Genomic DNA, 24,843 nt, shown 5'->3' on the forward strand with positions numbered 1-24,843 from the left:
ACAATAACAGCATACAGAGGTCACTATGATACTGAACGCCTTCAACCTCCACGGTAAGGTTGCGCTTGTCACCGGATGCGACACAGGTCTGGGTCAGGGAATGGCGCTGGGGCTTGCGGAAGCAGGCTGCGACATCATCAGCGTGAGCAGAAAAATTCCGCAGGAGACGTCCATCAAAGTCCAGGCGCTTGGCCGCCAGTTCACGGCTATTCAGGCAGATCTCAGCCGCCAGGATGCAATTGACGATATCGTTACCCGCTCGGTGGAAGCGATGGGCCATATTGATATCCTGGTGAACAATGCCGGTACTATCCGTCGGGAAGACGCGCTCTCATTCAGCGAAAAGGACTGGGACGACGTGATTAACCTGAATCTGAAGTCGGTGTTTTTCCTTTCTCAGGCGGTGGCGAAACAGTTTCTGCATCAGGGAAGCGGCGGGAAAATCATTAATATCGCCTCCATGCTCTCTTTCCAGGGCGGGATCCGCGTGCCGTCTTACACCGCGTCCAAAAGTGGCGTGCTGGGGATTACGCGACTGCTGGCTAACGAATGGGCGCAGCACAATATTAATGTGAACGCTATCGCGCCGGGCTATATGGCCACCAATAACACTCAGCAATTGCGCGATGACGCCGAACGCAGCAAGGCGATCCTGGATCGTATTCCTGCCGGACGCTGGGGGTCTCCTGAGGATTTAAAAGGGCCGGCGGTGTTCCTCGCCTCTTCAGCCTCTGATTACATCAACGGCTATACGCTGGCGGTGGACGGCGGCTGGCTGGCGCGTTAATTTTTTAACAAAGAGTTACACCGTAACCTCTTCCGCCTACTGTATAAAAACCCTATACTGTATGAATTGACAGTTTTATCGGGTTTTATCATGACGGCGGAAGGCCACCTGCTCTTTTCCATCGCCTGTGCGGTATTTGCCAAAAATGCCGAGCTTACGCCTGTGCTGGCGCAAGGCGATTGGTGGCATATTGTGCCATCGGCGGTGCTGACCTGCCTGCTACCGGATATTGACCACCCTAAATCCCTGCTTGGGCAACGCCTTAGCTGGCTGTCAAAACCTGTGGCTCGGGCATTTGGTCATCGCGGGTTTACTCACAGTCTGCTGGCCGTTTTCGCCCTGCTCACCGTTTTCTACCTCAAAGTACCCGATACGTGGTTTATTCCGGCCGACGCACTTCAGGGTATGGTGCTGGGCTATCTCAGTCATATCCTTGCCGATATGCTCACCCCGGCTGGCGTGCCGCTATTATGGCCCTGCCGCTGGCGTTTCCGTCTGCCCGTTCTTGTGCCGCAAAAAGGCAATCAACTGGAGCGTTTTCTTTGCATGGCACTCTTTGCTTACGCCATCTGGATGCCTCAGTCGCTACCGGAGAACAGCGCCGTTCGCTGGTCTTCAGGGGTGATTAATTCTCTGCAAATGACCTTCAATCGTTTTATAAACCACCAGATTGAACAATAACCATACAAAACTATCACTTTTGTCATAATCCATTCCATTTGGATATAAGCGACTATTGCCACTTCTGTTACCCTTTTCACATCTGACCAGCCCGGTGAGGTTGGCTATATAATGAAATCAGGAGAACGGGGATGAATTTTCCATTAATCGCGAACGTTATCGTGTTCGCGGCATTACTGTTGCTGTTGGCGCAAACGCGTCACAAACAGTGGAGTCTGGCAAAAAAAGTACTGGTAGGTCTGGGAATGGGGGTCGTCTTTGGCCTCGCGTTACAGTTTATCTATGGTTCTGACAGCCAGGTTCTTAAAGACTCTATTCAGTGGTTCAATGTGGTCGGTAACGGCTATGTGCAACTGCTGCAAATGATCGTTATGCCACTGGTCTTCGCCTCAATTCTGAGCGCGGTCGCCCGCCTGCATAACGCTTCCCAATTGGGTAAAATCAGCTTCCTGACCATTGGTACCCTGCTGTTCACCACGCTTATTGCTGCGCTGGTCGGTGTACTGGTCACTAACCTGTTTGGCCTGACGGCGGAAGGTCTGGTACAGGGCACAGCAGAAACCGCGCGCCTCGATGCGATTCACAGCAACTATGCTGGCAAAGTTGCAGACCTGAATGTACCGCAACTGCTGCTCTCCTTTGTGCCGAAAAATCCGTTTGCCGATCTGACCGGTGCAAATCCTACCTCTATCATTAGTATCGTGATTTTCGCCGCTTTCCTCGGGGTGGCTGCGCTGAAATTGCTGAAAGACGATGAACCAAAAGGCCAGCGCGTACTGACAGCGATTGATACGCTGCAAAGCTGGGTGATGAAGCTGGTGCGTCTGGTGATGCAACTCACACCTTACGGCGTACTGGCGCTAATGACTAAAGTCGTTGCCGGTTCTAACCTGCAGGACATCATCAAGCTGGGTAGCTTCGTGGTGGCCTCTTACATCGGCCTGGCAATTATGTTTGCCGTGCACGGCTTGCTGTTGGGTGTAAACGGTGTCAGCCCGCTGAAATATTTCCGTAAAGTTTGGCCCGTAATTACATTCGCCTTTACCAGCCGTTCCAGCGCAGCGTCCATTCCTCTGAACGTTGAAGCGCAGACCCGTCGTCTGGGTGTTCCGGAGTCTATCGCCAGCTTCTCAGCTTCTTTCGGCGCGACCATCGGTCAGAACGGCTGTGCTGGCCTCTACCCGGCAATGCTGGCGGTGATGGTTGCACCGACCGTAGGCATTAACCCGCTCGACCCACTGTGGATTGCGACGCTGGTCGGTATCGTCACCGTAAGTTCTGCGGGTGTTGCAGGCGTGGGCGGCGGGGCAACCTTTGCCGCGCTGATTGTGCTGCCTGCTATGGGTCTGCCGGTTACGCTGGTCGCACTGCTGATCTCCGTAGAACCCCTGATCGATATGGGTCGTACTGCGCTTAACGTCAGTGGTTCAATGACCGCCGGTACCCTGACCAGCCAGTGGCTGGGTCAGACGGATAAAGAGATTCTGAACAGTGAGGATGATGCGGAACTGGCGCATCGTTAATGAAAGGACATATTGCAAAAACGCGCAGCGCAGGCTGCGCGTTTTTTTTACATCTATTGAGATGAGAATGGGAGCCTACGCTCTACTGCGCGATCTCCCCTTCCTGGCGCACCTGATTAGCCCAACGCTGCGCCGACTCCGGTACGGTAAATGCAGGCGAACGCTGAAATGACTCCCCCATTAGCACAAAAGCGACATACTTACCGCGCAGTATCCATACGTCACGAAAAGTATCCATTTTTATTGCATGTTCAGGCGGTGCTGGCTCCACCCGCGGGACATAGCTAATAACCGGACGATTCTGTTGGCGAAGAGATTTCATATTGGGCTTTTTCACTAAAGACAAATTTAAAAATCGAAAAGTGTAATCTTAGCCGATTTCACATCCTTACGTCCTGTCCTCTGTGTGCGGTTTGCTTCTCCGGGTTATAAATGCGTACTTAAGCACAATCCTAATCTTCCCCTGTCGGCGGACAAAACCCGAGATTGTTCTATAGTTAGAAGGGTTTTACCGCAATATCGACCAATTTTCAGCGATGAAAACAGGAGAGGAGCATGTCGGATCAACAACCAAAAGCGAAAACCCATTCATCACCGGTACACGATGCCGCAGAGTCTAAACCAGGCCTTGACTCCCTGGCACCCGAGGACGGGCGCTGGCGACCAACCCCTGAGCATACCGCCCCAGGCGCAGAGCCGACAGCGCCTGGTAGCCTGAAAGCGCCAGATACCCGCAACGAAAAGCTAAATGCACTCGATAAACAGCGTAAAGGTGGCGAAAATTTCCCACTAACCACCAATCAGGGCGTGCGTATCGCCGATGACCAAAATTCACTGCGTGCCGGCAGCCGTGGTCCTACTCTGCTGGAAGACTTTATCCTGCGCGAGAAAATCACCCACTTCGACCACGAACGCATTCCGGAACGCATCGTCCATGCGCGTGGATCTGCAGCGCATGGTTACTTCCAGCCCTACAAAAGCCTGAGTGATGTTACGAAGGCGGACTTTCTCTCTTCAGAAGAGAAAATCACCCCCGTTTTCGTGCGTTTCTCAACCGTTCAGGGCGGTGCGGGATCGGCCGATACCGTGCGCGATATCCGCGGTTTTGCCACTAAGTTTTATACAGATGAGGGTATATTCGACCTGGTCGGCAACAATACGCCGATCTTCTTTATTCAGGATGCGCTGAAATTCCCTGACTTCGTGCATGCAGTGAAGCCCGAGCCACACTCGGCAATTCCCCAGGGGCAAAGCGCCCATGACACGTTCTGGGATTATGTCTCACTCCAGCCCGAAACCCTGCACAACGTCTTCTGGGCCATGTCGGATCGCGGTATTCCACGCAGCTATCGAACGATGGAAGGCTTCGGCATCCACACCTTTCGTTTGATTAGCGCCGAGGGGAAATCGACCTTTGTCCGCTTCCACTGGAAGCCAGTGGCCGGGAAAGCGTCGCTACTGTGGGATGAATCGCAAAAGCTTACCGGGCGCGACCCCGATTTTCATCGCCGCGATTTATGGGAAGCAATAGAAGCCGGAGATTATCCGGAATATGAACTGGGGCTCCAGTTGATTCCCGAAGAAGACGAATTTAAATTCGATTTTGACCTGCTAGATCCGACTAAGCTTATCCCCGAAGAACTGGTGCCGGTACAAAGGGTCGGGAAAATGGTGCTGAACCGTAATCCGGACAACTTTTTTGCCGAGAATGAACAGGCAGCATTTCACCCCGGGCATATTGTTCCGGGGCTGGATTTCAGCAATGATCCGCTATTACAGGGGCGTCTGTTCTCCTACACGGATACGCAAATCAGTCGCCTCGGTGGGCCGAATTTCCACGAGATCCCGATTAATCGCCCGACCTGCCCGTACCATAACTTCCAGCGTGACGGCATGCATCGCCAGGATATCGACACCAACCCGGCGAATTATGAGCCCAACTCCATTAATGACAACTGGCCGCGCGAAACGCCGCCGGGGCCGAAACGTGGTGGTTTTGAGTCTCATCAGGAGCGCGTCGATGGGCATAAAGTCCGTGAACGCAGCCCCTCTTTTGGTGAATATTACGCACAACCCCGGCTTTTCTGGAATAGCCAGACGCCTATTGAGCAACAGCACATTATCGATGCCTTTAGCTTTGAGTTAAGTAAAGTGGTACGTGAATGGATCCGCGAGCGGGTGGTCGATCAACTTGCCAGCGTCGATATTCGTCTGGCGCAAAGCGTAGCGGAAAACTTAGGCATAACACTGACCGAAGAACAGCGTAACCGTACCCCTCCCGCTGACGTGAATGGCCTGAAAAAAGACCCGACACTCAGCCTGTACACCCTCCCAGGTGGCACTGTGAAAGGACGGGTAGTGGCGGTCTTACTAAACCAGAGCACATCCTCTGCTGATGTACTAACCCTGCTCAAAGAACTTAAATCTCAGGGCGTACATGCCAAACTGCTCTATTCACGAATGGGTGAAGTCACCGCTGATGATGGCTCGAAATTACCCGTCGCCGGAACGTTCGCTGGCTCCCCTTCACTGACGGTGGATGCGGTAGTCGTACCGGGTGGCGATCTCAGCGCGCTGTTAAATAGCGGTGATGCGCAATACTATTTGCTGGAGGCCTACAAACACCTTAAGCCGATACTGCTGGCGGGGGATGCACGTCAGTTTAAAAAGATACTGCATGTTGATAGCCAGGGTGAAGAAGGTGTTGTTGAAGAAGATACGATCACATCACCTGCCGTTGAAACGTTACTCAGCCTGGTAGCGGCGCACCGCGTCTGGTCACGCGCGGCTAAAACGGCAACCATACCGGCGTAAAAAAAAGCCCGGTGACGGATTACCGGGCGAAAAGCACAACATTCTCTCAAACCGCAGAATCAGACGTCCCGGTAAGTACCCAGACGATAACCACGTTCCGCAATGGCATATTTCAGCGAGGGTGAAGTCAGGACATCCAGCTCAGTCAATCGCGGGTAGCAGTACGCGCTCCCCATAACCGTCTGATCAATAAACGCCGGGTGGCACATCACCTCTAACGAGGGTTCATCATGCTGTGCGGATTTATCCAGCACTTTCAGGAATAATGCTTCAGAAATGGCTTCTCCGTAGAACGCGCTGCTGAATCCGGCGCTGCTTCGCACACCATCTGTAGCCCCTTCCACCAGCGGGATGCTGCGGTCAATACGCAACGCCACCCCCTTCTCCAGAGCAAATTTCGCAACCAGCGGGTAGATCTGCGGGATCATATGCACATGATGATGGCTATCAATATGCGTTGGTGGATGGTCAAATATCGCCACAAAACGGTCATACTGGCAGACCAGTTCATGGGCTATCTCTTCCAGCGGCAAAGTGTCGTTTTCCGCCATCTGCCAGATCCATTTCCCCAGTTTGCCTTCACGGGCCAATCCGGGCATGTCGGACAACGGTTCGCCCAACGTCAGGACAAAATGCATACCGACGGCCAGTTCCGGGGTACAGCGGCTCAACTGAGCCGCATGTTCAATCGCCAGACCATTTACCAGAGCGGTAGTAGAAGTCACCAGTCCATTTTTACAGGCGTCGATAATGCCGTAGTTCTGCCCTTTACTCAGGCCGAAATCATCAGCATTGACGATCAACAGTCGTTCCATCATACCTCCTGTCACTTTTTCAACTTCTCCACCGTGGCGGCGAAGTTCGGCAACCACTCTGCGTGGGCGAGGATCATCTCACGCGCGAGGATTTCGGCATCTTTATCGGAGCCAATCAGTGGGCTTAAGTTCATCGCCAGCTCGACGTCATTAATGTCGCCGCTCAGCGCCGCATTACTTGCCTGAATTTCAAACGCTTTGATGGTGTGGATCAGACCCAGCACTTTGTCATCAAAGCGGGTCAGGCGAGGATGCGGCTTCGCACCATCGCGCCCCAGAATCGCCGTCATTTCTACCGCCCACTCCGCCGGGATATTCTCCACATGCCCATAGTGCGGGAAGTTAACGTAGTGTTCAGCCTGCTTATCATTGTAGATGGCGTTGATCACTTCACAGGCCGCATCGGAATAGTACGCCCCGCCGCGCTGCTCCAGCTCTTTCGGCTTCACGTTGAGATCCGGGTTTTTGTACAGTTCAAAGAGCTGCTTCTCTACCTTCTGTACCACCTGCGCTCGCGCGCCGCCTTTGTAGTACTCGCCCATTTCAATCGCCAGCATCTCTTTGGTTTTGAAGTAGTAGAGCAGATACGAACATGGGATCAGATTCAGGGAGCGAATCAACCCTTCGCTGAATGGCAAATCAAAGATGTTTTTCACTGAGTTTGCGGTCAAAGTGCCGGAAGCCACCCCGTCAATCAGTTCCGCAAAACGTGATTTACCGTTTACCAGCACATCACGAATAAACACCATGTGGTTCAGGCCGAAGAGATCGATAGACAGATCATCCGATTCACTCAGATTCAGGACATCGGTAATAAACATCTTCATGCCAATCGGGATGTTGCACACGCCGATGAAACGTTTGAAGTTGGTGTGACGATACACGGCTTCTGTCACCATCCCGGCCGGGTTGGTGAAGTTGATCACCCACGCATTCGGGCACAGTTCCTGCACATCTTTAATGATGCCAAAAATTACCGGAATCGTGCGCAGACCTTTGAACAGGCCGCCTGCACCGTTAGTTTCCTGGCCCAGATAGCCATGGCTCAGCGGAATGCGCTCATCTTTTTCACGCGCCTGCAACTGACCGACGCGCAACTGGGTGGTCACGAAGTCGGCATCTTGCAGAGCTTCACGGCGATCCAGGGTTTTGAAGACTTTCATTGGCACACCCGCTTTCTCCACCATACGCTCGCACAGCGCATGAATGATATCCAGCTTCTCTTTACCGCCCTCAACATCAACCAGCCACAATTCACTTACCGGTAATTCATGGTAACGCTTGAGGAAACCCTCCAGTAATTCTGGTGTATAGCTGCTGCCGCCGCCGATGGTTACAACTTTTAATTTCTGGCTCATACTTTCTCCCTCGTGATCCACCCGCTAAATGCAGTCGACCCTCCACATTCAGCGCGGATATTAAATTTGCGGTCGCATTGCTACGGATAATACCGTAGTGCGTGAGTTATTTTACTTAATGACCGTCAGCCGCTTACGATAATTGCTTGGCGTAAATGACGTGAGTTTCTTGAATGTTTTAATAAACAAACTGGGGCTACTGTAGCCCGACTCATACGCAATATCGGTGACTGAGTAGTTTGTGATTTCCAGTTGCTTCATGGCAAAGTTAATGCGGATATCGTTAATAATCTGCATTGGCGTCTTACCATAATAACGCTGGGTTGCACGGGTTAAATATTCCTGAGATTTCCCGGAAAGCATAACCATGTTTTCCAGCGCGCCCTCACCAAATTTCATTTTATCGTGCATGGCTTCGACGGTTGTTTTTAACCACTGCGGCGTCACATCCTGTGCCTGATCTTCACGATGATGGCGCAGACGGTTAATTACATAAAAAGCCACTACTTCAATAAATTCATCAAATTCGGTTTCACGAAAATGCAGCGAAGAAATCACCGACTCAATATAGCTGAGAAAAGTACTTTTAACGGAGTACACCTGCGATGCAACCAGGCAAAACGGCAGCAGTGGCTGGTAGTGCGTGGCGAAGAAGTCTTTGCTAATCCCGACGTTCAGGATGCGGGTAGCACCAAATTCATAGAAGCTCTGGTGGTGCGACCCTAACGGGATAAAGACGAAATCACCGCGCTCTAACAGAACGCGCTTACCATTGATCTCCTGATAGTAGCGGCCCGTGAGCACCAGCGTGAACTCGTAGTAATCATGCTGGTGCAGGCCGCTGACGCTTTCCGTTTTGTTGTAGATAAAGACATGAAAATTGCGACCGTCAAACAGTTGCTGTTCTCGTGCGGTGTTAATTTCCATGGTCATCATCTTCGGCTGCCTCATAGTGCGGATAACCTATTGTACCTTCTCATGGAGCTCGATCAATTCCGCAACCAGCTCACGAGCAAGCATTGAGGTCATTAGATGATCCTGCGCATGAACCAGCACCAGACTCACCTTCATTTTCCCCTCACCCTCATCGCTTTCGATAAGCTGCGTCTGTACACGGTGCGCTTCGTTCAGCGCAGTGCGCGACTGCTCCATGGTTGCTTTCGCGGTGGTGAAATCACCCTGTTTTGCCTGCTTTAGCGCCGTGTACGCCAGGCTGCGCGCCTGCCCGGAGTTAATAATCAGGCCCATCACCACTTCTTCGAGGTCATTTTCCTGCACAGGTTCTGCGGTAATATTGTCCAGATCAAACATACATTTTCCTTTTAGTGATGGCGGTATGGGCTTCCCCATACCGCACGTCATCAGAATTTCAGTGCATTAGCGATATCTTCTTCGCTCTCTTCTTCTTCAATAACCGTCTGCGCTTTGTTGGCTACGATGACGAATGGCATGTAGATAAGCGTGGCGACGACCAGGTTAAAGAGCGCCAGCAGCAATGCGGCGACGCTGCCGTTGGTACTGAAGAAAGCGCCTAAGCCGGTAGGCATAGTCCATGGCGCCATATTGGTAATCGGCGGAATGATGCCCAGCGAGTAGGCGATAATCATGATGGCGGCAAGGATAGGCTGAACCAGTACAAACGGAATCAGCATCACCGGGTTCATGATAATTGGCAGACCGAACAGAATCGGTTCGTTAATCTGGAAGATGCCTGACGGCAGCGCCAGCTTGGCAACGGAGCGGTAATCCGCGCGGCGAGAGGCGATGAAGATTGCGATTATCAGCCCCAGCGTCGCACCGCTACCGCCCAGGAAGACGTAGGAGTCGAGCATGGGTTTCGCCCAGACATGGAACGATTTACCTGCTTCCAGCGCCGCAGCAACGGAACCATACTGCTGATAAGTCGCGATATTTTCCAGCGCCCACGGGGTCATGATGCCGCTATCCAGCGCAGTCAGCGCCAGAGAACCGTGAATACCGAAGAACCACAGCAGCGGAACAAAGATAACGTATGCCCAACCAACAATCGCACCCATCGAGGCCAGCGGTGTGGAGATGCCGTCCATGATTATCTGGTGGAAGTTGGTGCTCCAGTGAGTCAGAGCCCAGGAGATAATCCCCATAATAGAGAGGATGATAAAGCCTGGAATAACCGCTGAGAAGGAGCGGGATACGGAAGCAGGCACGCTATCCGGCAGGCGGATTACCCAGTTTTTATGCACGATAAAGGTGAACATTTCCGCAACCACCAGGCCGATAATAATACCGGAGATGATGTTTGCCCCGCCCAGCCAGTTTGCACCGACAGCATAAGCTTCACCCACGCTGTATGGCGTTACGGTCATAAAGGCGGCAACAGATAACAGACCTGCCGCCAGCGAATCAACTTTACGTTCTTCCGCCAGCGCCATACCGATAAAGAAAGGCGCCATCAGCGACATAATGCCCAACGTACCGTTGTAAACATTACCGCCGATGGCCTTAAAGCTATTTAAGTTCTCAATGGTCGAGGCGTCGAGACGAATCCCCATTGAATAGAAAAAAGACCCCTCACCAAAGCTCAAGAAAACGTTGTTGATTAAGACAAACATCGCCCCCGCAAGGGTCAATGGCATTAATCTGATGAAACCGTTTTTAATCGCATTAACGTGAGGCTGCTTTCCTATTTTAATAGCAAAAGGAAGGAGTACCTTTTCAAGCGAACTGATCACTTTACTCATAGAAAAATACCCTTAAAGGCCGCAATAAATACTGCGGCGTTGTGTGTGAAATTACTCTTTGACGGGAAAAATAATAAAATTACTGCGCAGCAGCTTTTTTAATAGCAGCAACGGCTGCTTTAAGAACACCTAAACCATCGACTTTGCCGTAGAGCGCGGAATCAATTACCTCTACGGGTTTATTTGGCAGTAACTTCTCAATATCTGCCTTCATGTACGCAATTTGTGGCCCGAGTAATACGACATCGGCCTGTGGGCCTTTCTCTGCGGCAAAACTTTCAGAAAAGGCTTCAATAATTACCGGCACTTCATATTTCTCCGCCTGCGCACGCATTTTGGAGACCAGCAATGAAGTCGACATCCCTGCAGAGCAAAAAAGATAGATATGTTTCTTTTCCATTCACGCTTCCTCAACTTATCAAATCTGCCATCATCGGACTTCGTTCCATCCGTCCGTGAACCCGTATCAACATCAGATGTTTCACTTTTGTTTATGAGTTGAGTATACGGCATCTCTCTGGGTGGGAATAATTCCTCTGAGGCAAAAATTGTCTCTCATTGACCTCGCCTTATGATTGCCTTCACACTTTGGTCAAAATAATTCGCGCAATTAAATAAGCATCAGAAACCACAAAAAAGCCCGACGAAATCGTCGGGCTTACGTAGTGCTCAGGAAAATGAACGATTGTTACTTAGCTGCCTGCGGGTCGGTATCATACTCTGCACAGGTCTGGTAGCCAGAGTTCATGACATGACCGGTGTCATCGAGGGCTACGAAATACGTCTCAGTTTTACCATCACGTTGACCCAGAATGTAGGTCTGGCAGGTACCGCGCGCATGAACCATGGTGATTTCGGAGGAAGGTTTACCGGCAATCTGCGCAACCTGGCTGCGCGACATACCTTTCTTAACATCTTTTACTACCGGTTGAGTAAACTGATCTTTAGTACGATCATAGGTAGTACACCCGGCTAACATCGTCACTACTGCTGCTGCACCCAGAAATCCAGTAACGTACTTGTTCATAAGTCATCCTCTTTGTTGTTTTGTGTAGTATAAGCCTGGAATAAAGGATCTTATTTTTCAACCTTACGCTGAAAATCGAGCGGTTTTAAGAACATTCTGCTAATAAAAAAGTAAGTCGCTGAATTGCGCTAATTTACGGCACTCAGCGCGTCACACCTTGTCGTTTCGCCCCCAAAGAGGTAGCTTTAATGTCTTGTTCTGATGGGGTATCGGCAACATCTTTTGGAGGGGTAAATGAGTTTACAGCAGGAAATTATCCAGGCACTCGGTGTAAAAGCGCAGATTGACGTTCAACAGGAGATCCGCCGCAGCGTCGATTTTCTGAAGTCTTATCTGCAAACCTATCCGTTTATCAAATCACTGGTACTGGGAATAAGCGGCGGCCAGGACTCAACCCTTGCCGGGAAACTGTGTCAACAGGCTATCAGCGAACTGCGCAAAGAGAACAACGATAGCGCACTGCAGTTTATTGCAGTACGCCTGCCCTTCGGTGTACAGGCAGACGAACAGGATTGCCAGGATGCTATTGCGTTCATCCAGCCAGACCGTGTCCTGACCGTTAACATTAAAGGTGCAGTGCTCGCCAGCGAACAAGCGCTGCGTGAAGCCGGTATTGAATTGAGCGACTTCGTTCGCGGCAACGAAAAAGCGCGTGAACGCATGAAGGCCCAGTACAGCATCGCCGGGATGACCAAAGGTGTGGTGGTGGGTACCGATCATGCCGCAGAAGCCGTCACCGGGTTCTTCACCAAATATGGCGACGGCGGCACTGACATTAACCCGATTTTCCGTCTTAACAAACGCCAGGGGAAACAACTGCTGGCGGCGCTCGGCTGCCCGGAGCACCTTTATAAGAAAGCGCCAACCGCCGATCTCGAAGATGACCGCCCTTCTCTGCCGGACGAAGTCGCGCTGGGAGTGACTTACGAAAACATTGATGACTATCTGGAAGGAAAAACCGTCGCACCGGAGATTGCGAAAATTATCGAGGGTTGGTATGTGAAAACTGAACACAAACGCCGCCCGCCGATCACCGTATTTGACGATTTCTGGAAAAAGTAACATTCCTGCCCCAGTTTCGTGCCGGGGCTTTTTTACCAACCTCCGCCACCACCACCGCCGGAGCCGCCACCAGATGAACCTCCGCCGGAGGAGCCTGAGCCACCTGAACCCGATCCTGATGAGAAGGAACCGCCACTGGCGCTGGGTGTTGCGCTTGAAGAAGAGTGACAGCACTGATTAAAGTCACTGATGGTGTTCCAGTCCGCGTGACTGTATACGCCCGACACGGCGCGTGTGCTGGCAAGATGCCGGGCAAAAGTGTTTGCCCAGGTTTTGCCGACGCCTAACGCCAGCGCAATCGGAAGCAGACTTTCAAAATGCGTCAGTAATTGATCGGGTGGGAAAAGCGTCTCATAGCGATGTTTTTCAGCCGCGCTGATATACCGCCTGAGGCCCTGAGCAACCGCCAGTTCGTTGAGGCCACGTTGGGTGTAGCGCGGCGCAACACGAGCGAAAACCAGACACATGATTACCGCCAGCACAACCGCGCCGAAGTAACCCGCGGGAACAGGGGCGGTTATAAGGACATTGAACAGAATAGAGCCGAGCGCCAGCACAAAGGGGGAAACCATGAGAGCGACGATTATTGATATCCTGCGCCGCGCCCCGGGGCGAAAGAGGGATGAAAACGTAAAACAGGCCTGCGCGATCCCGACACCCACGAGAATTAATATCGGCAACGTCAGTGCCGCAACCTTACCGCTAAACGCGATTGCACATAGCAGAGGTATAAGCATAACCAGCCAGATCCCCCGCCATAGCGCCTTGCCCCATTTAAAGAACAGCTTATCTTCAAGTTCGCGGTAGCGTTTCTCTGCCGCGCTTCTTGCCTGCTGCATCCGCTCCTGATGCGGAACACTGATGTTCAGGGTTTTTCGTTTGCCACGAAATAAGGCGCTCAACAGACTTCGGTCATCCGCATTCAATGATTTTCTGCCGTCATCCGCCAGGCGGGTCAAAGAAAAATCATTTTTTCCTGCATTCCCCCACACATTGCGATCTTTGCTTTTCTGAACCGTCAGCACAACGGCACGTTTGCCCACCAGATCCAGCACATCGCTACTAAAGACCAGATCATCATAGGCCCGCTGACACAGAAAACGCAGATAACCCGCCGTCATCGTTGCCGGATGTTCATGCAACGGCACCACGGCGGGCATTCTCAGGCCAGCGGCAGAGACATTTTTCCAGTACCACCACAGAAAATAGCTCCCCAGCACCAGCAACGGTAGCCACAACACCCACGTTTTGCTATCGGGCACCAGCAAATTCATCCATGGAGAAAACGCTTCTGGATCGGGCGCGCTCGCCAGAACAGAGCGCGGCCAGGTGTACGCAACCGTTACCCCCTCACCTTTCTCCAGCGGCTGCCAGGTAAGAATAGAGCCATCGCGTAAAATGGTGGCCTCATCACTTTCTTTCGCCCCGCGCTGACCGCTGTAAACGTCAATAGTCCGAATGCGGGAATCCCGCCCTTCTTCGTTGAGATTTTGTGTGTCTTGCGGCAAATGCAGTTGGAAACTGACGCGGCTAATCGGCCAGGCCCAGTCATTACCGGTAACGTTCCAGTAGAGTTCATCCCATTCCGGGAAACGGCTGAAGTGATTTTTGACCCGATAATGGATGAGATAGCGGTAAATGCCAGGGCGCAACGTTTGGTCGCTACGGCCAATTCGCAACGTTAACGCCTGTGCCGTACGATCTTCGGTATAAGGTTCTATGCTGCCGTCGCGGGTTATGGACGTTACCTGATAATCAACATGAAATGACTTTCCATCCGCACGCTCCCATACCAGTGGGAACGTGCGAAAAATACCGCATCGTATGGTTTGCCCAAGGGCGACCACTTCAATGTTCTCTTCAACATCCATGCTGCCATCAGCGTTGAAACTCGCACGTGAATCAAAGGAAGAAATATGTTCATATCGCTCACCCGGCTTGAGAACAGTACGAGCATAACCGGTAGACAGACTGACGCAGAAACAAAGCAGACAGAGAACAACCTGACGCAGCATGATCTTACTCCATCCGTGGCAGCAGGCTTTCATCCGCATTTTCAAGTTCAAAGGACGATTCGGCAGCGAAATGAAATAACCGCGCGATAATCAGGCTGGGGAAGGAATCAACGTTAATATTGTAATCACGCACGGTCGCATTGAAATAGCGACGCGCCAACTGTAATTGCTCTTCAATGTCGGATAACGATTGTTGCAGCGCGAGAAAATTGGCGCTGGATTTCAGTTCAGGCCAACTCTCCGCCAGGGCGAAAACGCGCCCCAGCGTCGCGGAGTACCGTTGTTCATTATCCACAACGTCACGCGAGCTTCCGTTTTGATAGCGCCGCTGACGCGCAATCTCTTCCAGCAGCGTGGTTTCATGCTGTGCGTAACGCTTCACCACATCGAACAAATTCGGCGCAAGGTCGTGGCGTCGCTTGAGCTGGACGGCAATGCCGCTCCAGGCTTCATCTTTAAAACGCGCTAATGAAACCAGCCGGTTATAGCTGAGGGTGCCCCAGATAAGCAGGGCGATAACAATAGCAAGCAGGCCAACCATCATGTCCATACGCAGGGTTCCTGATGTTCCGTATCCTTATGAAAACATCGTACTCCTGGCGAACAGGCCTGACGAGGTAAGCCCCCCTATTTCAGAATCCATAAAGAAAAACCGCCGGACTTGCCCACAGCCTGTAAGCGGCGTATGGGCAGGCCCGGCGGTCTTAAGTTTGTGCGCTGAGTTATTCAGCAGGTACCGGCATTTTACCTTCTGGCGCATGACGTTCTGTCAGACGCTTCTCAAAATTAGCATTAAACTGTTTTTTCTGTTCCGGCGTTAAAATGTTGTAGATCTTGTTCTGGGTTTCCATGTGAGACAGCATCATCTCTTTGCGCTCGGTATCCATTTTGTCGATCTGCGCCTGGGCTTTCGCTTTATCGAAGGTGTCGCTGGCGATCAGATCGTGCATGGCACGACGGCTATCCTGCATTTTTTCACGTTCCGCTTTTTTGATATCGCGGATCTGCTGTTTCTGCGCATCAGTCAGGTTAAGCCCCTGGAACATCATCATGTCATGATGACGCGGCCCCTGTTTCCCTTTGTGGTGATGCATCATGGTTTTGCCATCCGGCTGTGCGGCTGGAGTGGTAGAGGTATCGGCGGCATGTGCCAGGTTAGCCGCGCCCAGAGCCAGAGTAGAGGCAACAAACAGTGCAGTCATCTTTTTCATCATTAATTCCTTACTTTGAAGTTCTTCTATAACGGCGCGTTGCCGTGTTGACGAGATTAACTTTACGGGGTTTATCGTCAATTAATCAGAGCGTGCGTAAAACAATGAAAGTGTAAAAAACAATTTTACGCCAATTGTGAAGGAATTAAGGAAAAATAATGGAGAGTTGCAACTAGAATAAACAACATACTGATTACGAAGGGAATATGGAGAAGTATAAAACAGCACTGATGATTAATAAAGCGTTTCACTCAGAATATTCCGTATTAAAAACGCAGAAAAAAAATAATGCCACTACGTTATCGTAGCAGCACTCAAATAATTAACCACAACGCTCCAGCATTAAGCCGGCACGCAGGCCTAAGGCCACATCCGGGTTGGGAAACAGGACATACTCGCAGGGTTTCTCCACGACGTAACGGGTGTCGCCATCTTCCGCCAGCAGGGCGCCCCTGGCAAAAGGCGTGAAATTAAGCGTCTGCGCCGACATATAAAGATGAAAGGCTTCGCTTTTGCGGGTAATTTGCTGGACAACGCGATAGCGAAGCGGGGTATCTGACGCGCCACCGCCCCACTCACCTGCCAGCAGATAGCGCAGTTGCTGCCGGGTCAGCGCAAAACGCGAGAGGTCATTGTGACCAAACGGCAGCGCTTTCCCCAGCTCCAGTGTGCATGCCAGCGCATCAAACCGCTCACAACTGTAATGAGTAAAGGTACCGCCCGGGGTTTGGTGAAATACCAGCGCCTGTAAACCTGCGCGTCCCAGCCAGGAGAGAAAAGTGGTATCCCATGGTGTACGACGTGCGGGCAGCACGCCAAAGCGCGGATGATGAGAACCGCGAATCGCCGTGTGCAGGTCAAGATGCCAGCGCACAGTCTCCGCTGGCTGAGCGCAGTAGAATGCCTCAACGGCCTGCTCGAGCTGTAAGGCGCGGGCGGTCTCATCCGAAGGGGGAAACTGACGCCAGCGCTCGCCAAACATACGGTTTAAATCGCTTTGCAGATAACGTCGATTATTGCGTAGTGCGGGCGGGTTCCCGAGGATCACCAGCAGCCGCCAGCGTAATGGGAACTCCCCCGCTAATAATCCCGCCAGCAGCTCATCGACGATTTCGACAGGAGCCGTTTCATTGCCGTGGATCCCCGCCGAAAGAACCAGAGAACGGCGACACGGTTGCAGGGGCGTCAGTTCAAGAATACCCGGCGCCTGCCAGCGCCAGTGAAAGGAAGGCCCCTCTCCCTCTTCTTTTTCGGGCCGCGTTCCCGCAAGCGTTAGCGCCAGAAAATGTTGCATCACCGCTCCTTATTGCTGAAAGTCATACACCGAACCCAGTTGCAGGATTTGCGTTAAGCGGTCAAGCGCTTCCCGCCCCTCATGCAAAAGCTGAGGATCGGCCAAATCAGCCTGCGTCAGGCGATCGCGATAGTAACGGTCAACCCAGTTATTCAGCGTGGCAAACAGCGCATCGTTCATTAGCACTGCGGGGTTCACCGCCCGAAGTTCTGCTTCTGTCAGCACCACGCGTAAACGTAAACAGGCCGGGCCGCCGCCGTTAGCCATACTTTCACGCAGATCAAAAACCTTCAGGCTGCATATAGGGTTATCCTGCTCCAGCAACCCGTTCAGATAACGCCATACGCGCGGGTTGTTTTCACATTCCGCAGGCAACACTAGTAGCATGCTGCCGTCGGGCTGCGTTAACAATTGACTGTTAAAAAGATAGGTCGCCACCGCTTCCGCTACCGTCACGCGTGAAGTGGGCACCTCAACAGGGATAAATCCCGCGACCCGACGCGACAGTTCCGCCATCAGCGCGGGCTGATTAACAAAAGCCTGTTCATGGCAAAACAGTACCTGCCGGTTACTCACTGCAATCACATCATTATGGAACACCCCCTGATCGATAACCGCCGGGTTCTGCTGCGTAAAGAGGAGTTGTCTGGGGTTCACCTGATTTAGCCGCGCCACCGCCTCGCTCGCCGCCAGCGTCTGACGAGCCGGATAACGCTGCGGAGCCACGCCCAGGCTCTCATCACGCCCGTAGACAAAAAGCTGTAACCCCGGCTGACCATAATCACCACCCAGCCGATTGTGGTTTGCTGCGCCTTCATCGCCCAGCATCGCAACCTGCGGCAACGCGGGATGTACAGCAAAACGCTGTTCGTCCCGGAAAATCGCCCGCAATAGCGCTTCGGTCGTCGGCGCTTCCGTTGCGCGATGGAGTTTGTTGTTCAGATTCGCCACCGTGAAATGTACCCGACCGTCCAGGGTATCGGCGGAAGGCGAGACCGTTGCGGCATTCGCTACCCACATTGATGATGCCGAGCTTGCAGCGCTCAGCAACTGCGGCGCCTGCGCGGCGGCTTTGGCGATAACCTGCTCATCACCGCCGTCAAAACCCAACCGACGTAAGACCGCGATATTCGGGCGCTCCTGTGGTGGTATCACGCCCTGCTTAAACCCGGCGTCAGCCAGCGCTTTCATTTTCAGCAACCCCTGTTTGGCTGCCAGTTGCGGGTTAGATACCTGAAACTGATTGCGCGTAGAGGCTTCGTTACCAAACGATAACCCGGCGTAATGGTGGGTCAGCCCCGGCAGCCCGTCAAAATTCACCTCCTGGACGTTCATGATCCCTGCTCCTGGCTGAAATCAAGACCGGGGCTCAGGCTTTGCGGCAGCGCAATCACGGATGATTCCAGGCTGGCCATCGGCCAGGCGCAGTAATCTGCGGCATACCACGCGCCCGGGCGATAGTTGCCCGATGCGCCAGTACCGCCAAACGGCGCTGTACTGGCCGCGCCGGTGAGCGGCTTATTCCAGTTCACAATCCCGGCGCGAGCCTCCAGCAGCAGTTGGTCGAATTTAGCGCGATCGGCAGAAATCAATCCGCTTGCCAGCCCATAGCGCGTATTATTCGCAAGCGCAATCGCAGCATCAAAATCATCGTAGCGCCAGACGCAGAGCAGTGGCCCGAAGACCTCTTCATCAGGCACATTGCTCACCTCAGTGAGATCGATAATCCCTGGCGTCAGCAGCGACGTGCCATTTTGCAGCAAACGCGGCTCAAGCAGCGTGACGCCCCCTCCAGCGACATGTTGCAACCATGTCTGATGCACCTGCGTCGCCGCCTGTGGCGAAATCAACCCACCCATAAACGGCTGCGGCTCAGCGTCCCACTCGCCGGGAATAATGCGTTGCGCCACCGTCACCAGACGGCGTAAAAACGCATCGCCGCGATCGCCACGACTCACCAGCAAGCGTCGCGCGCAGGTGCAACGCTGTCCGGCGGTAATGAAGGCCGACTGAATCGTCAGATGCACGGCGGCGTCAATATCCTCCGGCTCATCAACAATCAGCGGGTTGTTCCCCCCCATTTCAAGAGCCAGAATCTTTTGCGGCTGACCTGCCAGTTGGCGATGCAGATGGAAGCCGGTGTGGGAACTTCCTGTGAAGAGTAAACCGTCAATACCGGGATCGCTGCTCAGCGCCTCACCCGTTTCCCGCGCCCCCTGCACCAGATTCAGTACCCCTGGGGGTAATCCGGCCTCTTCCCACAATTTCATCACCACTTCACCACTAAGCGGCGTCTGCTCACTGGGTTTAAATACCACCGTGTTGCCCGCCAGGAGCGCCGGGACGATATGGCCGTTTGGCAGATGTCCGGGGAAATTATAGGGGCCAAAGACCGCCAGCACGCCATGTGGGCGATGACGCAGCGTGGCGACGCCGTCCGACATGTCAGTCTGCTGCTCACCCGTTCGACTGTGATAAGAACGAACGGAAATGGCGATTTTATTGATCATCGCAGCCACTTCGGTCGCCGCTTCCCAGCGCGGTTTACCGGTTTCGCTGGCGATGACTTCAGTCAACGCCGCTTTACGCTTTTCCAGCAACTGAGCGAACGTTTCGGCAATACGCTGACGCTTCTCAAAGGGTTCGCGCGCCCATCCAGGAAAGGCGCGTCGCGCCGCCGTCACGGCCTGTACTACCTGGGCCGGATCGGCATCCTGCCCCTGCCACAGCGTCTGCTGCGTCACAGGGTTGCTCTTCACTCGCGCCTGTCCCTGCCCCTCCAGCCATTCACCACCTATCCATAAACTCATATTTTTTTCTCCTCCGGGCAAAGACGTACCAGGCGAACAGAGTCACCCGGACTGCATTTCAGCGCATCGAGTTGTTGCGCATTGAGTAGAAGTCGCTCGCAATGGGGGTCTGCTGCCACCAGCATGGCGCGGAAGTGCTGAAATTGTTCGTTAGCGACCAGGCACAGGGGCTGCTCGCCCGGTGCAGGCTGGCCTTCAGCCACCGTGACCAGACGGCTTTTACGGATAGCGCGGATACGGTCAAGATCGCACTCCAGCGTCGGCCCGCCATCGAAAATATCGACATAATCACGATAGCGAAATCCCTCTTTTTCCAATACTTTACGCGCTGGTGCCGTCTGCGGGTGAACCTGACCAATCACCCCGCGCGCCTCTTGCGAAAGGAAATCCGTATAGATGGGATGTTTGGGCATCAATTCGGCGATAAACGCTTTCTGCCCGGTGCCGCACAGGTAATCAGCACGAGAGAAATCCATTGAAAAGAAGCGCTTACCCAGTTCATCCCAGAATGGTGAGAAACCGTGCTCATCAATGACGCCACGCATCTCCGCCACCACCTTCTCACTGAAATGGTCGCGGAAGGCTGCCATAAACAGAAAACGCGCTTTCGACAGCAGATAACCGTTATGCTCTTTGCGCCATTCAGGCTCCAGGAACAGGGTGCAAAGTTCGCTGCTACCAGTGTGATCGTTACTGAGAAAGAGCGTCGGCAGCGCGTTATAGACATTCAGCTCTTTCGAGGCATGTACCAGGGTGCCAACACGATAGTTGTACCAGGGGTCGTTCAACCCCACCGCCACTTCAATGGCGCAGATCCCCACCACCTTACCGCTGTCGCTCTCTTCAAGCACAAACACATAACCCTGTTCGCTGCGCGGTAGCTCGCCCTGCCAGGTCGCCAGCGAGCGGTCGATACGCGCCGACAGGGTCGCTTCGTCAGCAGGTAGCGAGGTCAATCCGCCCCCGGTTTCTCCTGCTAATCGTAGTAAGCCTGGCAGATCCTCGCGCCTGACCGGTCGAATGATCATCATGTCGACACCCCTGCCACAAAGCGTTCACAGGCTCGTTCGAAGCGGTCGAGGCCCAACGTGACTTCGTCTTCGCCGATAATCAGCGCCGGGGCAAAACGTACCACGTTCGCACCCGCAATAAGCACCATCAGCCCCTCTTCCGCCGCTAACTGGCTTATCTGCTTCGCCTTACCGGCGTAGGCCTCTTTCAGTTCGCACCCCATCAACAACCCCAACCCACGGATCTCGCTAAACAAACCGTAGCGGGCATTTATCGACAATAATCGTTCGCTGAACCATTGCTGACGCTGCTTCACACCATTAAGCACCTGCGGCGTATTAATGATAGAGAACACCGCCCCGGCCACCGCGCTGGCTAACGGGTTGCCGCCATAGGTGGTTCCGTGAGTTCCCACGGTCATCACGCTGGCGCACGCTTCTTTTGCCAGCAGTGCGCCGACCGGGAATCCCCCGCCCAGCGCTTTCGCTGTGGTCAGTAAATCCGGCGTCACGCCATAATGCATATAGGCGTAAAGCTCTCCCGTGCGCCCCACGCCGGTTTGTACTTCATCAAAGATAAGCAGCGCTTCGTGACGGTCGCATAGCTCACGCAGTGCGCGTAAGAAGGCAGGATCAGCAGGCACCACGCCACCTTCGCCCTGCATCGGTTCTACGATCACCGCGCAGGTGCCGTCATCAATCAGCGAGCGGGCCGAATCAGGATCGTTATAAACTGCGTGGCGAATATCTGGCGGCAACGGGGCGAAATCCCGTGAATAAGCAGGCTGCCCGCCTGCGGAGACGGTAAACAGCGTGCGGCCATGGAAGGCATTCCTGAACGCCACTATCCCGCTTTTATGGCTACCAAATCGATCGTGGGCATATTTACGCGCCAGCTTGAGCGCGGCTTCATTGGCCTCTGCGCCGGAGTTACAGAAAAATACCCGGTCGGCAAAAGTGGCATCTATCAGTTGTTTGGCCAGACGCAGCGCAGGCTCATTGGTATAGCCATTACCCGTATGCCAGAATTTCGCGGCCTGTTCCGTTAAAGCCTGAATCATCGCCGGGTGCGCATGCCCCAGCGCGTTTACCGCGATCCCTCCGGCAAAGTCGATATACTCTTTCCCCTGCTGATCCCAAAGACGTGACCCCTCGCCGCGTACGGGTATAAACGGTGCCGGAGCATAGACCGGCATCATCCATTGATCGAAATCCTGACGGGTAATTGGCTGAGACATAGCGACCTCTTCTGGTAAATGAAAGGTTTCATTTATGTTAATAAATATAGGTGTTTGCGCAGTAAATGTAGATTGCACGGTTCGTGCCAGCCAGCGCTAAAATTGCATAACCTGAAGGAGAGGACGTAATATCAATGGGTTAGAGATAGCACCTATTCACCAGAACTGCATATATAGTGAATAAAACACAATAAACAGGCCATTCCAGCGATATCATTCGATGGGTTATTCATTGATAAAATATAATTCTGGATTTGTGATCCGATACGAAATTTATCGTAGTTTTATGCCCCATTGCAGCGCAGTGCGCGTCAATGTGGTGCAAATTTTGCGCAGGGAAATAGCGGAGAACAGAGTCTCCACCCGAAAAGGTGGAGACAGATAATACCAATGCGCCACTCAGGCCGTCAGAATAACCTGCTTGCCACTAAAGTTACGGTGTTTGAGGGCTAAGAGTTGCACATCCATTTCATCAAACGAAAAGAGATGGCGCTCCTCCGCCTGTAGGGAGCCATCCGCCACTTTTCGCAGCAACTGCTCGCCCTGCTGCATTAGATGTTTCCACTGCGCATCACTGCCGTGCTGATGCAACGCGCCCAGCGCCACTTCGTGCAGTGATAGCGCGCGGCCAAACGGCGCGCATGGCCACTGTTCAACACGCCCCTGGATGGCTACCAGATGGCCATTGGCTTCCAGCAGATCCGCCAGTTTTTCTGCATGTTCCGGGTTCGTACTGTCAATAACTGCATAGAAGCGTTTATTCGCAACCTCTTCATCATTAACTCGCGTAACCTCGGCTCCCAGCGACTGAAGCCGCGCATGATGGCGTTCATGGCTTAAGGTCGTGATACAATAGCCGCGCGCTTTCGCCAGTTGCACCAGATATTGCCCCACAGCGCCGCCGGCTCCGCTAATCAGCAGTTCGCTCCCCACCTGGGTCGGTACTTTTTCTATAGCCTGCCAGGCCGTTAACCCCGGACACGGAAAGGATGCCGCCTGCTCAAAACTGAGTTCATCCGGCATGACCATCAGGGCGCGAGATTTCATTGGGGTAAACCGGGCAAACGATCCCTGCGCCTGCAAATTCTGGTGATACGCCACCCGTTTACCCAGCCAGCTCTGCTGCGAGGCATCCCCCACCTGCACCACAATACCGGCTGCGTCTACGCCCGGAACGCTGCCTGGCGTCATCACTTTCCAGTCGACCGGATTCAGGCCAATAGCTTCGTTCTGTACCAGAACCTCGTCCGCCTTGAGTTGCGGCAAGGGAATGTCCTGCAATTTCAGCCCCTGTGGCAGTTCGCCGCCGGTATACACCCAACCCTGATAGTGAGTTGGCAGAGAAAAGGATGCGTTATTCATTTCGACCTTCCGGTTTCAGTTCAACATAGCTGTAAACCTGTTACGGTACACCGATTTAACAGAACGTTGAAAAGATAAAATAACCGGGTGCATTGAATGCTAAACCCGACTTTTAGCCTGGCAAGTTCTGCTTTCCCGTGACGCCTCGCAAATTCTGACGAATCGTTCACGTAAGCCACCATTTCTGATACCATTCCGTTACAATTCACCTTGCAAAGTGGCAGCGACTATGAAATTTGTCTCTTTTAATATCAACGGCCTGCGCGCACGCCCCCATCAACTGGAAGCCATCGTTGAGAAACATCAACCGGATGTCATCGGCTTGCAGGAGACAAAAGTTCACGACGACATGTTCCCTCTCGAAGAGGTAGCGAAACTGGGTTACAACATCTTCTATCACGGGCAGAAGGGCCATTATGGCGTTGCCCTGTTGACCAAAGAAACGCCTGTTGCCGTGCGCCGCGGTTTTCCGAATGATAATGAAGAGGCGCAGCGTCGCCTGATCATTGCCGAAATCCCTTCTCCTTTCGGTAACGTCACCGTAATCAACGGCTATTTTCCGCAAGGCGAAAGTCGCGATCATGAGACGAAATTCCCGGCAAAAGCGAAGTTCTATCAGGATCTCCAGGATTATCTGGAGCAGGAACTGAAAAGCAGCAATCCGGTGTTGATTATGGGTGATATGAATATCAGCCCAACCGATCTGGACATCGGTATTGGCGAAGAAAACCGCAAGCGCTGGCTGCGCACGGGTAAGTGCTCCTTCCTGCCGGAAGAGCGTGAATGGATGGGACGCCTGTTGAACTGGGGACTGGTGGATACCTGGCGCCACGCTAACCCGGAAACCAACGATCAATTCTCCTGGTTTGATTACCGCTCAAAAGGGTTCGACGATAACCGCGGTCTGCGTATTGACCTGCTGCTGGCAAGCCAGCCGCTGGCGGAGCGCTGTATTGAAACCGGTATTGATTACGAAATCCGCAGTATGGAAAAACCGTCTGACCACGCGCCTGTCTGGGCGACGTTCAAAGAATAACCCTTCATTCCCTCCTGGCCGGTTACGGTCAGGAGTCCTCTCGACTTTGAGACAAATCAATAAAATTACAGTTTAAATTT

Annotated in this window: 23 protein-coding genes; 6 read left to right on the forward strand and 17 right to left on the reverse strand. The window is 53.0% G+C overall.

The genetic code is table 11. From position 1 onward, the window contains the following. Positions 1-25 precede the first annotated feature (25 nt). The 3 genes from kduD (at position 26) to VSR74_RS03635 (ending at position 2,991) form a co-directional block, all read left to right on the forward strand. Complete coding sequence (gene kduD / locus VSR74_RS03625) at positions 26-787, forward strand: 2-dehydro-3-deoxy-D-gluconate 5-dehydrogenase KduD (protein WP_347793437.1); 762 nt, start codon at positions 26-28, stop codon at positions 785-787. A 90-nt stretch (positions 788-877) separates the two neighbouring features. Next, the gene (locus tag VSR74_RS03630) at positions 878-1,468 is read left to right on the forward strand and encodes a metal-dependent hydrolase (protein WP_347793438.1); all 591 of its coding nucleotides are present in this window, start codon (positions 878-880) and stop codon (positions 1,466-1,468) included. Between the two features lie 131 nt (positions 1,469-1,599). Further along, positions 1,600-2,991, forward strand: a complete 1,392-nt coding sequence (locus VSR74_RS03635; RefSeq protein ID WP_347793439.1) for an L-cystine transporter — start codon at positions 1,600-1,602, stop codon at positions 2,989-2,991. 82 nt (positions 2,992-3,073) lie between these two features. Here the strand turns inward: VSR74_RS03635 and cedA are convergent, their stop codons facing one another. Next, the gene (cedA, locus tag VSR74_RS03640) at positions 3,074-3,337 is read right to left on the reverse strand and encodes a cell division activator CedA (protein ID WP_347793440.1); all 264 of its coding nucleotides are present in this window, start codon (positions 3,335-3,337) and stop codon (positions 3,074-3,076) included. Between the two features lie 209 nt (positions 3,338-3,546). On the opposite strand from cedA, the gene katE reads away from it, so the two are divergent. Next, complete coding sequence (gene katE / locus VSR74_RS03645; protein WP_347793441.1) at positions 3,547-5,805, forward strand: catalase HPII; 2,259 nt, start codon at positions 3,547-3,549, stop codon at positions 5,803-5,805. A gap of 59 nt (positions 5,806-5,864) precedes the next feature. Here the strand turns inward: katE and chbG are convergent, their stop codons facing one another. The 7 genes from chbG to osmE all read right to left on the reverse strand — a co-directional run bounded on the left by chbG (position 5,865) and on the right by osmE (position 11,725). Next, a complete protein-coding gene (gene chbG / locus VSR74_RS03650; protein WP_347794351.1) occupies positions 5,865-6,620 on the reverse strand; it encodes a chitin disaccharide deacetylase in 756 nt (251 codons plus the stop codon). 11 nt (positions 6,621-6,631) lie between these two features. Further along, positions 6,632-7,978: a 6-phospho-beta-glucosidase gene (locus VSR74_RS03655; RefSeq protein WP_347793442.1), complete on the reverse strand. Its 1,347-nt coding sequence runs from the start codon at positions 7,976-7,978 to the stop codon at positions 6,632-6,634. 111 nt (positions 7,979-8,089) lie between these two features. Next, positions 8,090-8,929 (reverse strand): transcriptional regulator ChbR, encoded by an 840-nt coding sequence (chbR, locus tag VSR74_RS03660; protein WP_347793443.1) that lies wholly within the window; start codon positions 8,927-8,929, stop codon positions 8,090-8,092. A gap of 12 nt (positions 8,930-8,941) precedes the next feature. Then, positions 8,942-9,289: a PTS N,N'-diacetylchitobiose transporter subunit IIA gene (gene chbA, locus VSR74_RS03665; protein ID WP_347793444.1), complete on the reverse strand. Its 348-nt coding sequence runs from the start codon at positions 9,287-9,289 to the stop codon at positions 8,942-8,944. Between the two features lie 50 nt (positions 9,290-9,339). Further along, a complete protein-coding gene (gene chbC / locus VSR74_RS03670; RefSeq protein ID WP_347793445.1) occupies positions 9,340-10,698 on the reverse strand; it encodes a PTS N,N'-diacetylchitobiose transporter subunit IIC in 1,359 nt (452 codons plus the stop codon). Between the two features lie 79 nt (positions 10,699-10,777). Next, positions 10,778-11,098, reverse strand: coding sequence for a PTS sugar transporter subunit IIB (locus VSR74_RS03675; protein ID WP_347793446.1), 321 nt, complete (start codon positions 11,096-11,098; stop codon positions 10,778-10,780). 288 nt (positions 11,099-11,386) lie between these two features. Next, complete coding sequence (osmE, locus tag VSR74_RS03680; RefSeq protein WP_347793447.1) at positions 11,387-11,725, reverse strand: osmotically-inducible lipoprotein OsmE; 339 nt, start codon at positions 11,723-11,725, stop codon at positions 11,387-11,389. A gap of 234 nt (positions 11,726-11,959) precedes the next feature. Here osmE and nadE point away from each other — a divergent pair, with 234 nt between their 5' ends. Next, positions 11,960-12,787 carry an ammonia-dependent NAD(+) synthetase gene (gene nadE, locus VSR74_RS03685; RefSeq protein WP_347793448.1) on the forward strand — a complete coding sequence of 276 codons (828 nt, stop codon included), beginning with the start codon at positions 11,960-11,962 and terminating at the stop codon, positions 12,785-12,787. A gap of 32 nt (positions 12,788-12,819) precedes the next feature. Here nadE and VSR74_RS03690 read toward each other — a convergent pair whose 3' ends face one another. From VSR74_RS03690 to VSR74_RS03730, 9 genes are all read right to left on the reverse strand, one after another. Beyond that, positions 12,820-14,802 (reverse strand): DUF2207 domain-containing protein, encoded by a 1,983-nt coding sequence (locus VSR74_RS03690; protein WP_347793449.1) that lies wholly within the window; start codon positions 14,800-14,802, stop codon positions 12,820-12,822. Between the two features lie 4 nt (positions 14,803-14,806). After that, complete coding sequence (locus VSR74_RS03695; RefSeq protein WP_347793450.1) at positions 14,807-15,352, reverse strand: LemA family protein; 546 nt, start codon at positions 15,350-15,352, stop codon at positions 14,807-14,809. Between the two features lie 172 nt (positions 15,353-15,524). Next, positions 15,525-16,016 (reverse strand): ATP-independent periplasmic protein-refolding chaperone Spy, encoded by a 492-nt coding sequence (spy, locus tag VSR74_RS03700; RefSeq protein WP_347793451.1) that lies wholly within the window; start codon positions 16,014-16,016, stop codon positions 15,525-15,527. A gap of 319 nt (positions 16,017-16,335) precedes the next feature. Next, positions 16,336-17,307 (reverse strand): succinylglutamate desuccinylase, encoded by a 972-nt coding sequence (astE, locus tag VSR74_RS03705; RefSeq protein WP_347793452.1) that lies wholly within the window; start codon positions 17,305-17,307, stop codon positions 16,336-16,338. A 9-nt stretch (positions 17,308-17,316) separates the two neighbouring features. Continuing rightward, a complete protein-coding gene (gene astB / locus VSR74_RS03710) occupies positions 17,317-18,642 on the reverse strand; it encodes an N-succinylarginine dihydrolase (RefSeq protein ID WP_347793453.1) in 1,326 nt (441 codons plus the stop codon). Beyond that, complete coding sequence (gene astD / locus VSR74_RS03715) at positions 18,639-20,117, reverse strand: succinylglutamate-semialdehyde dehydrogenase (RefSeq protein WP_347793454.1); 1,479 nt, start codon at positions 20,115-20,117, stop codon at positions 18,639-18,641. Before astD ends, astB begins: the two co-directional genes overlap by 4 nt. After that, a complete protein-coding gene (gene astA / locus VSR74_RS03720) occupies positions 20,114-21,148 on the reverse strand; it encodes an arginine N-succinyltransferase (RefSeq protein ID WP_347793455.1) in 1,035 nt (344 codons plus the stop codon). The genes astD and astA overlap by 4 nt, the downstream gene beginning before the upstream one ends. Beyond that, a complete protein-coding gene (astC, locus tag VSR74_RS03725) occupies positions 21,145-22,365 on the reverse strand; it encodes a succinylornithine/acetylornithine transaminase (protein WP_347793456.1) in 1,221 nt (406 codons plus the stop codon). Before astC ends, astA begins: the two co-directional genes overlap by 4 nt. 399 nt (positions 22,366-22,764) lie before the next feature. After that, positions 22,765-23,727 (reverse strand): zinc-binding dehydrogenase, encoded by a 963-nt coding sequence (locus tag VSR74_RS03730; protein WP_347793457.1) that lies wholly within the window; start codon positions 23,725-23,727, stop codon positions 22,765-22,767. Positions 23,728-23,956: 229 nt separating this feature from the next. Here VSR74_RS03730 and xthA point away from each other — a divergent pair, with 229 nt between their 5' ends. Next, a complete protein-coding gene (gene xthA, locus VSR74_RS03735) occupies positions 23,957-24,763 on the forward strand; it encodes an exodeoxyribonuclease III (RefSeq protein WP_347793458.1) in 807 nt (268 codons plus the stop codon). Positions 24,764-24,843: the final 80 nt, after the last annotated feature.

Origin of the sequence: Pseudocitrobacter cyperus, assembly GCF_039889165.1 — a bacterium.
Taxonomy (GTDB): domain Bacteria; phylum Pseudomonadota; class Gammaproteobacteria; order Enterobacterales; family Enterobacteriaceae; genus Pseudocitrobacter; species Pseudocitrobacter cyperus.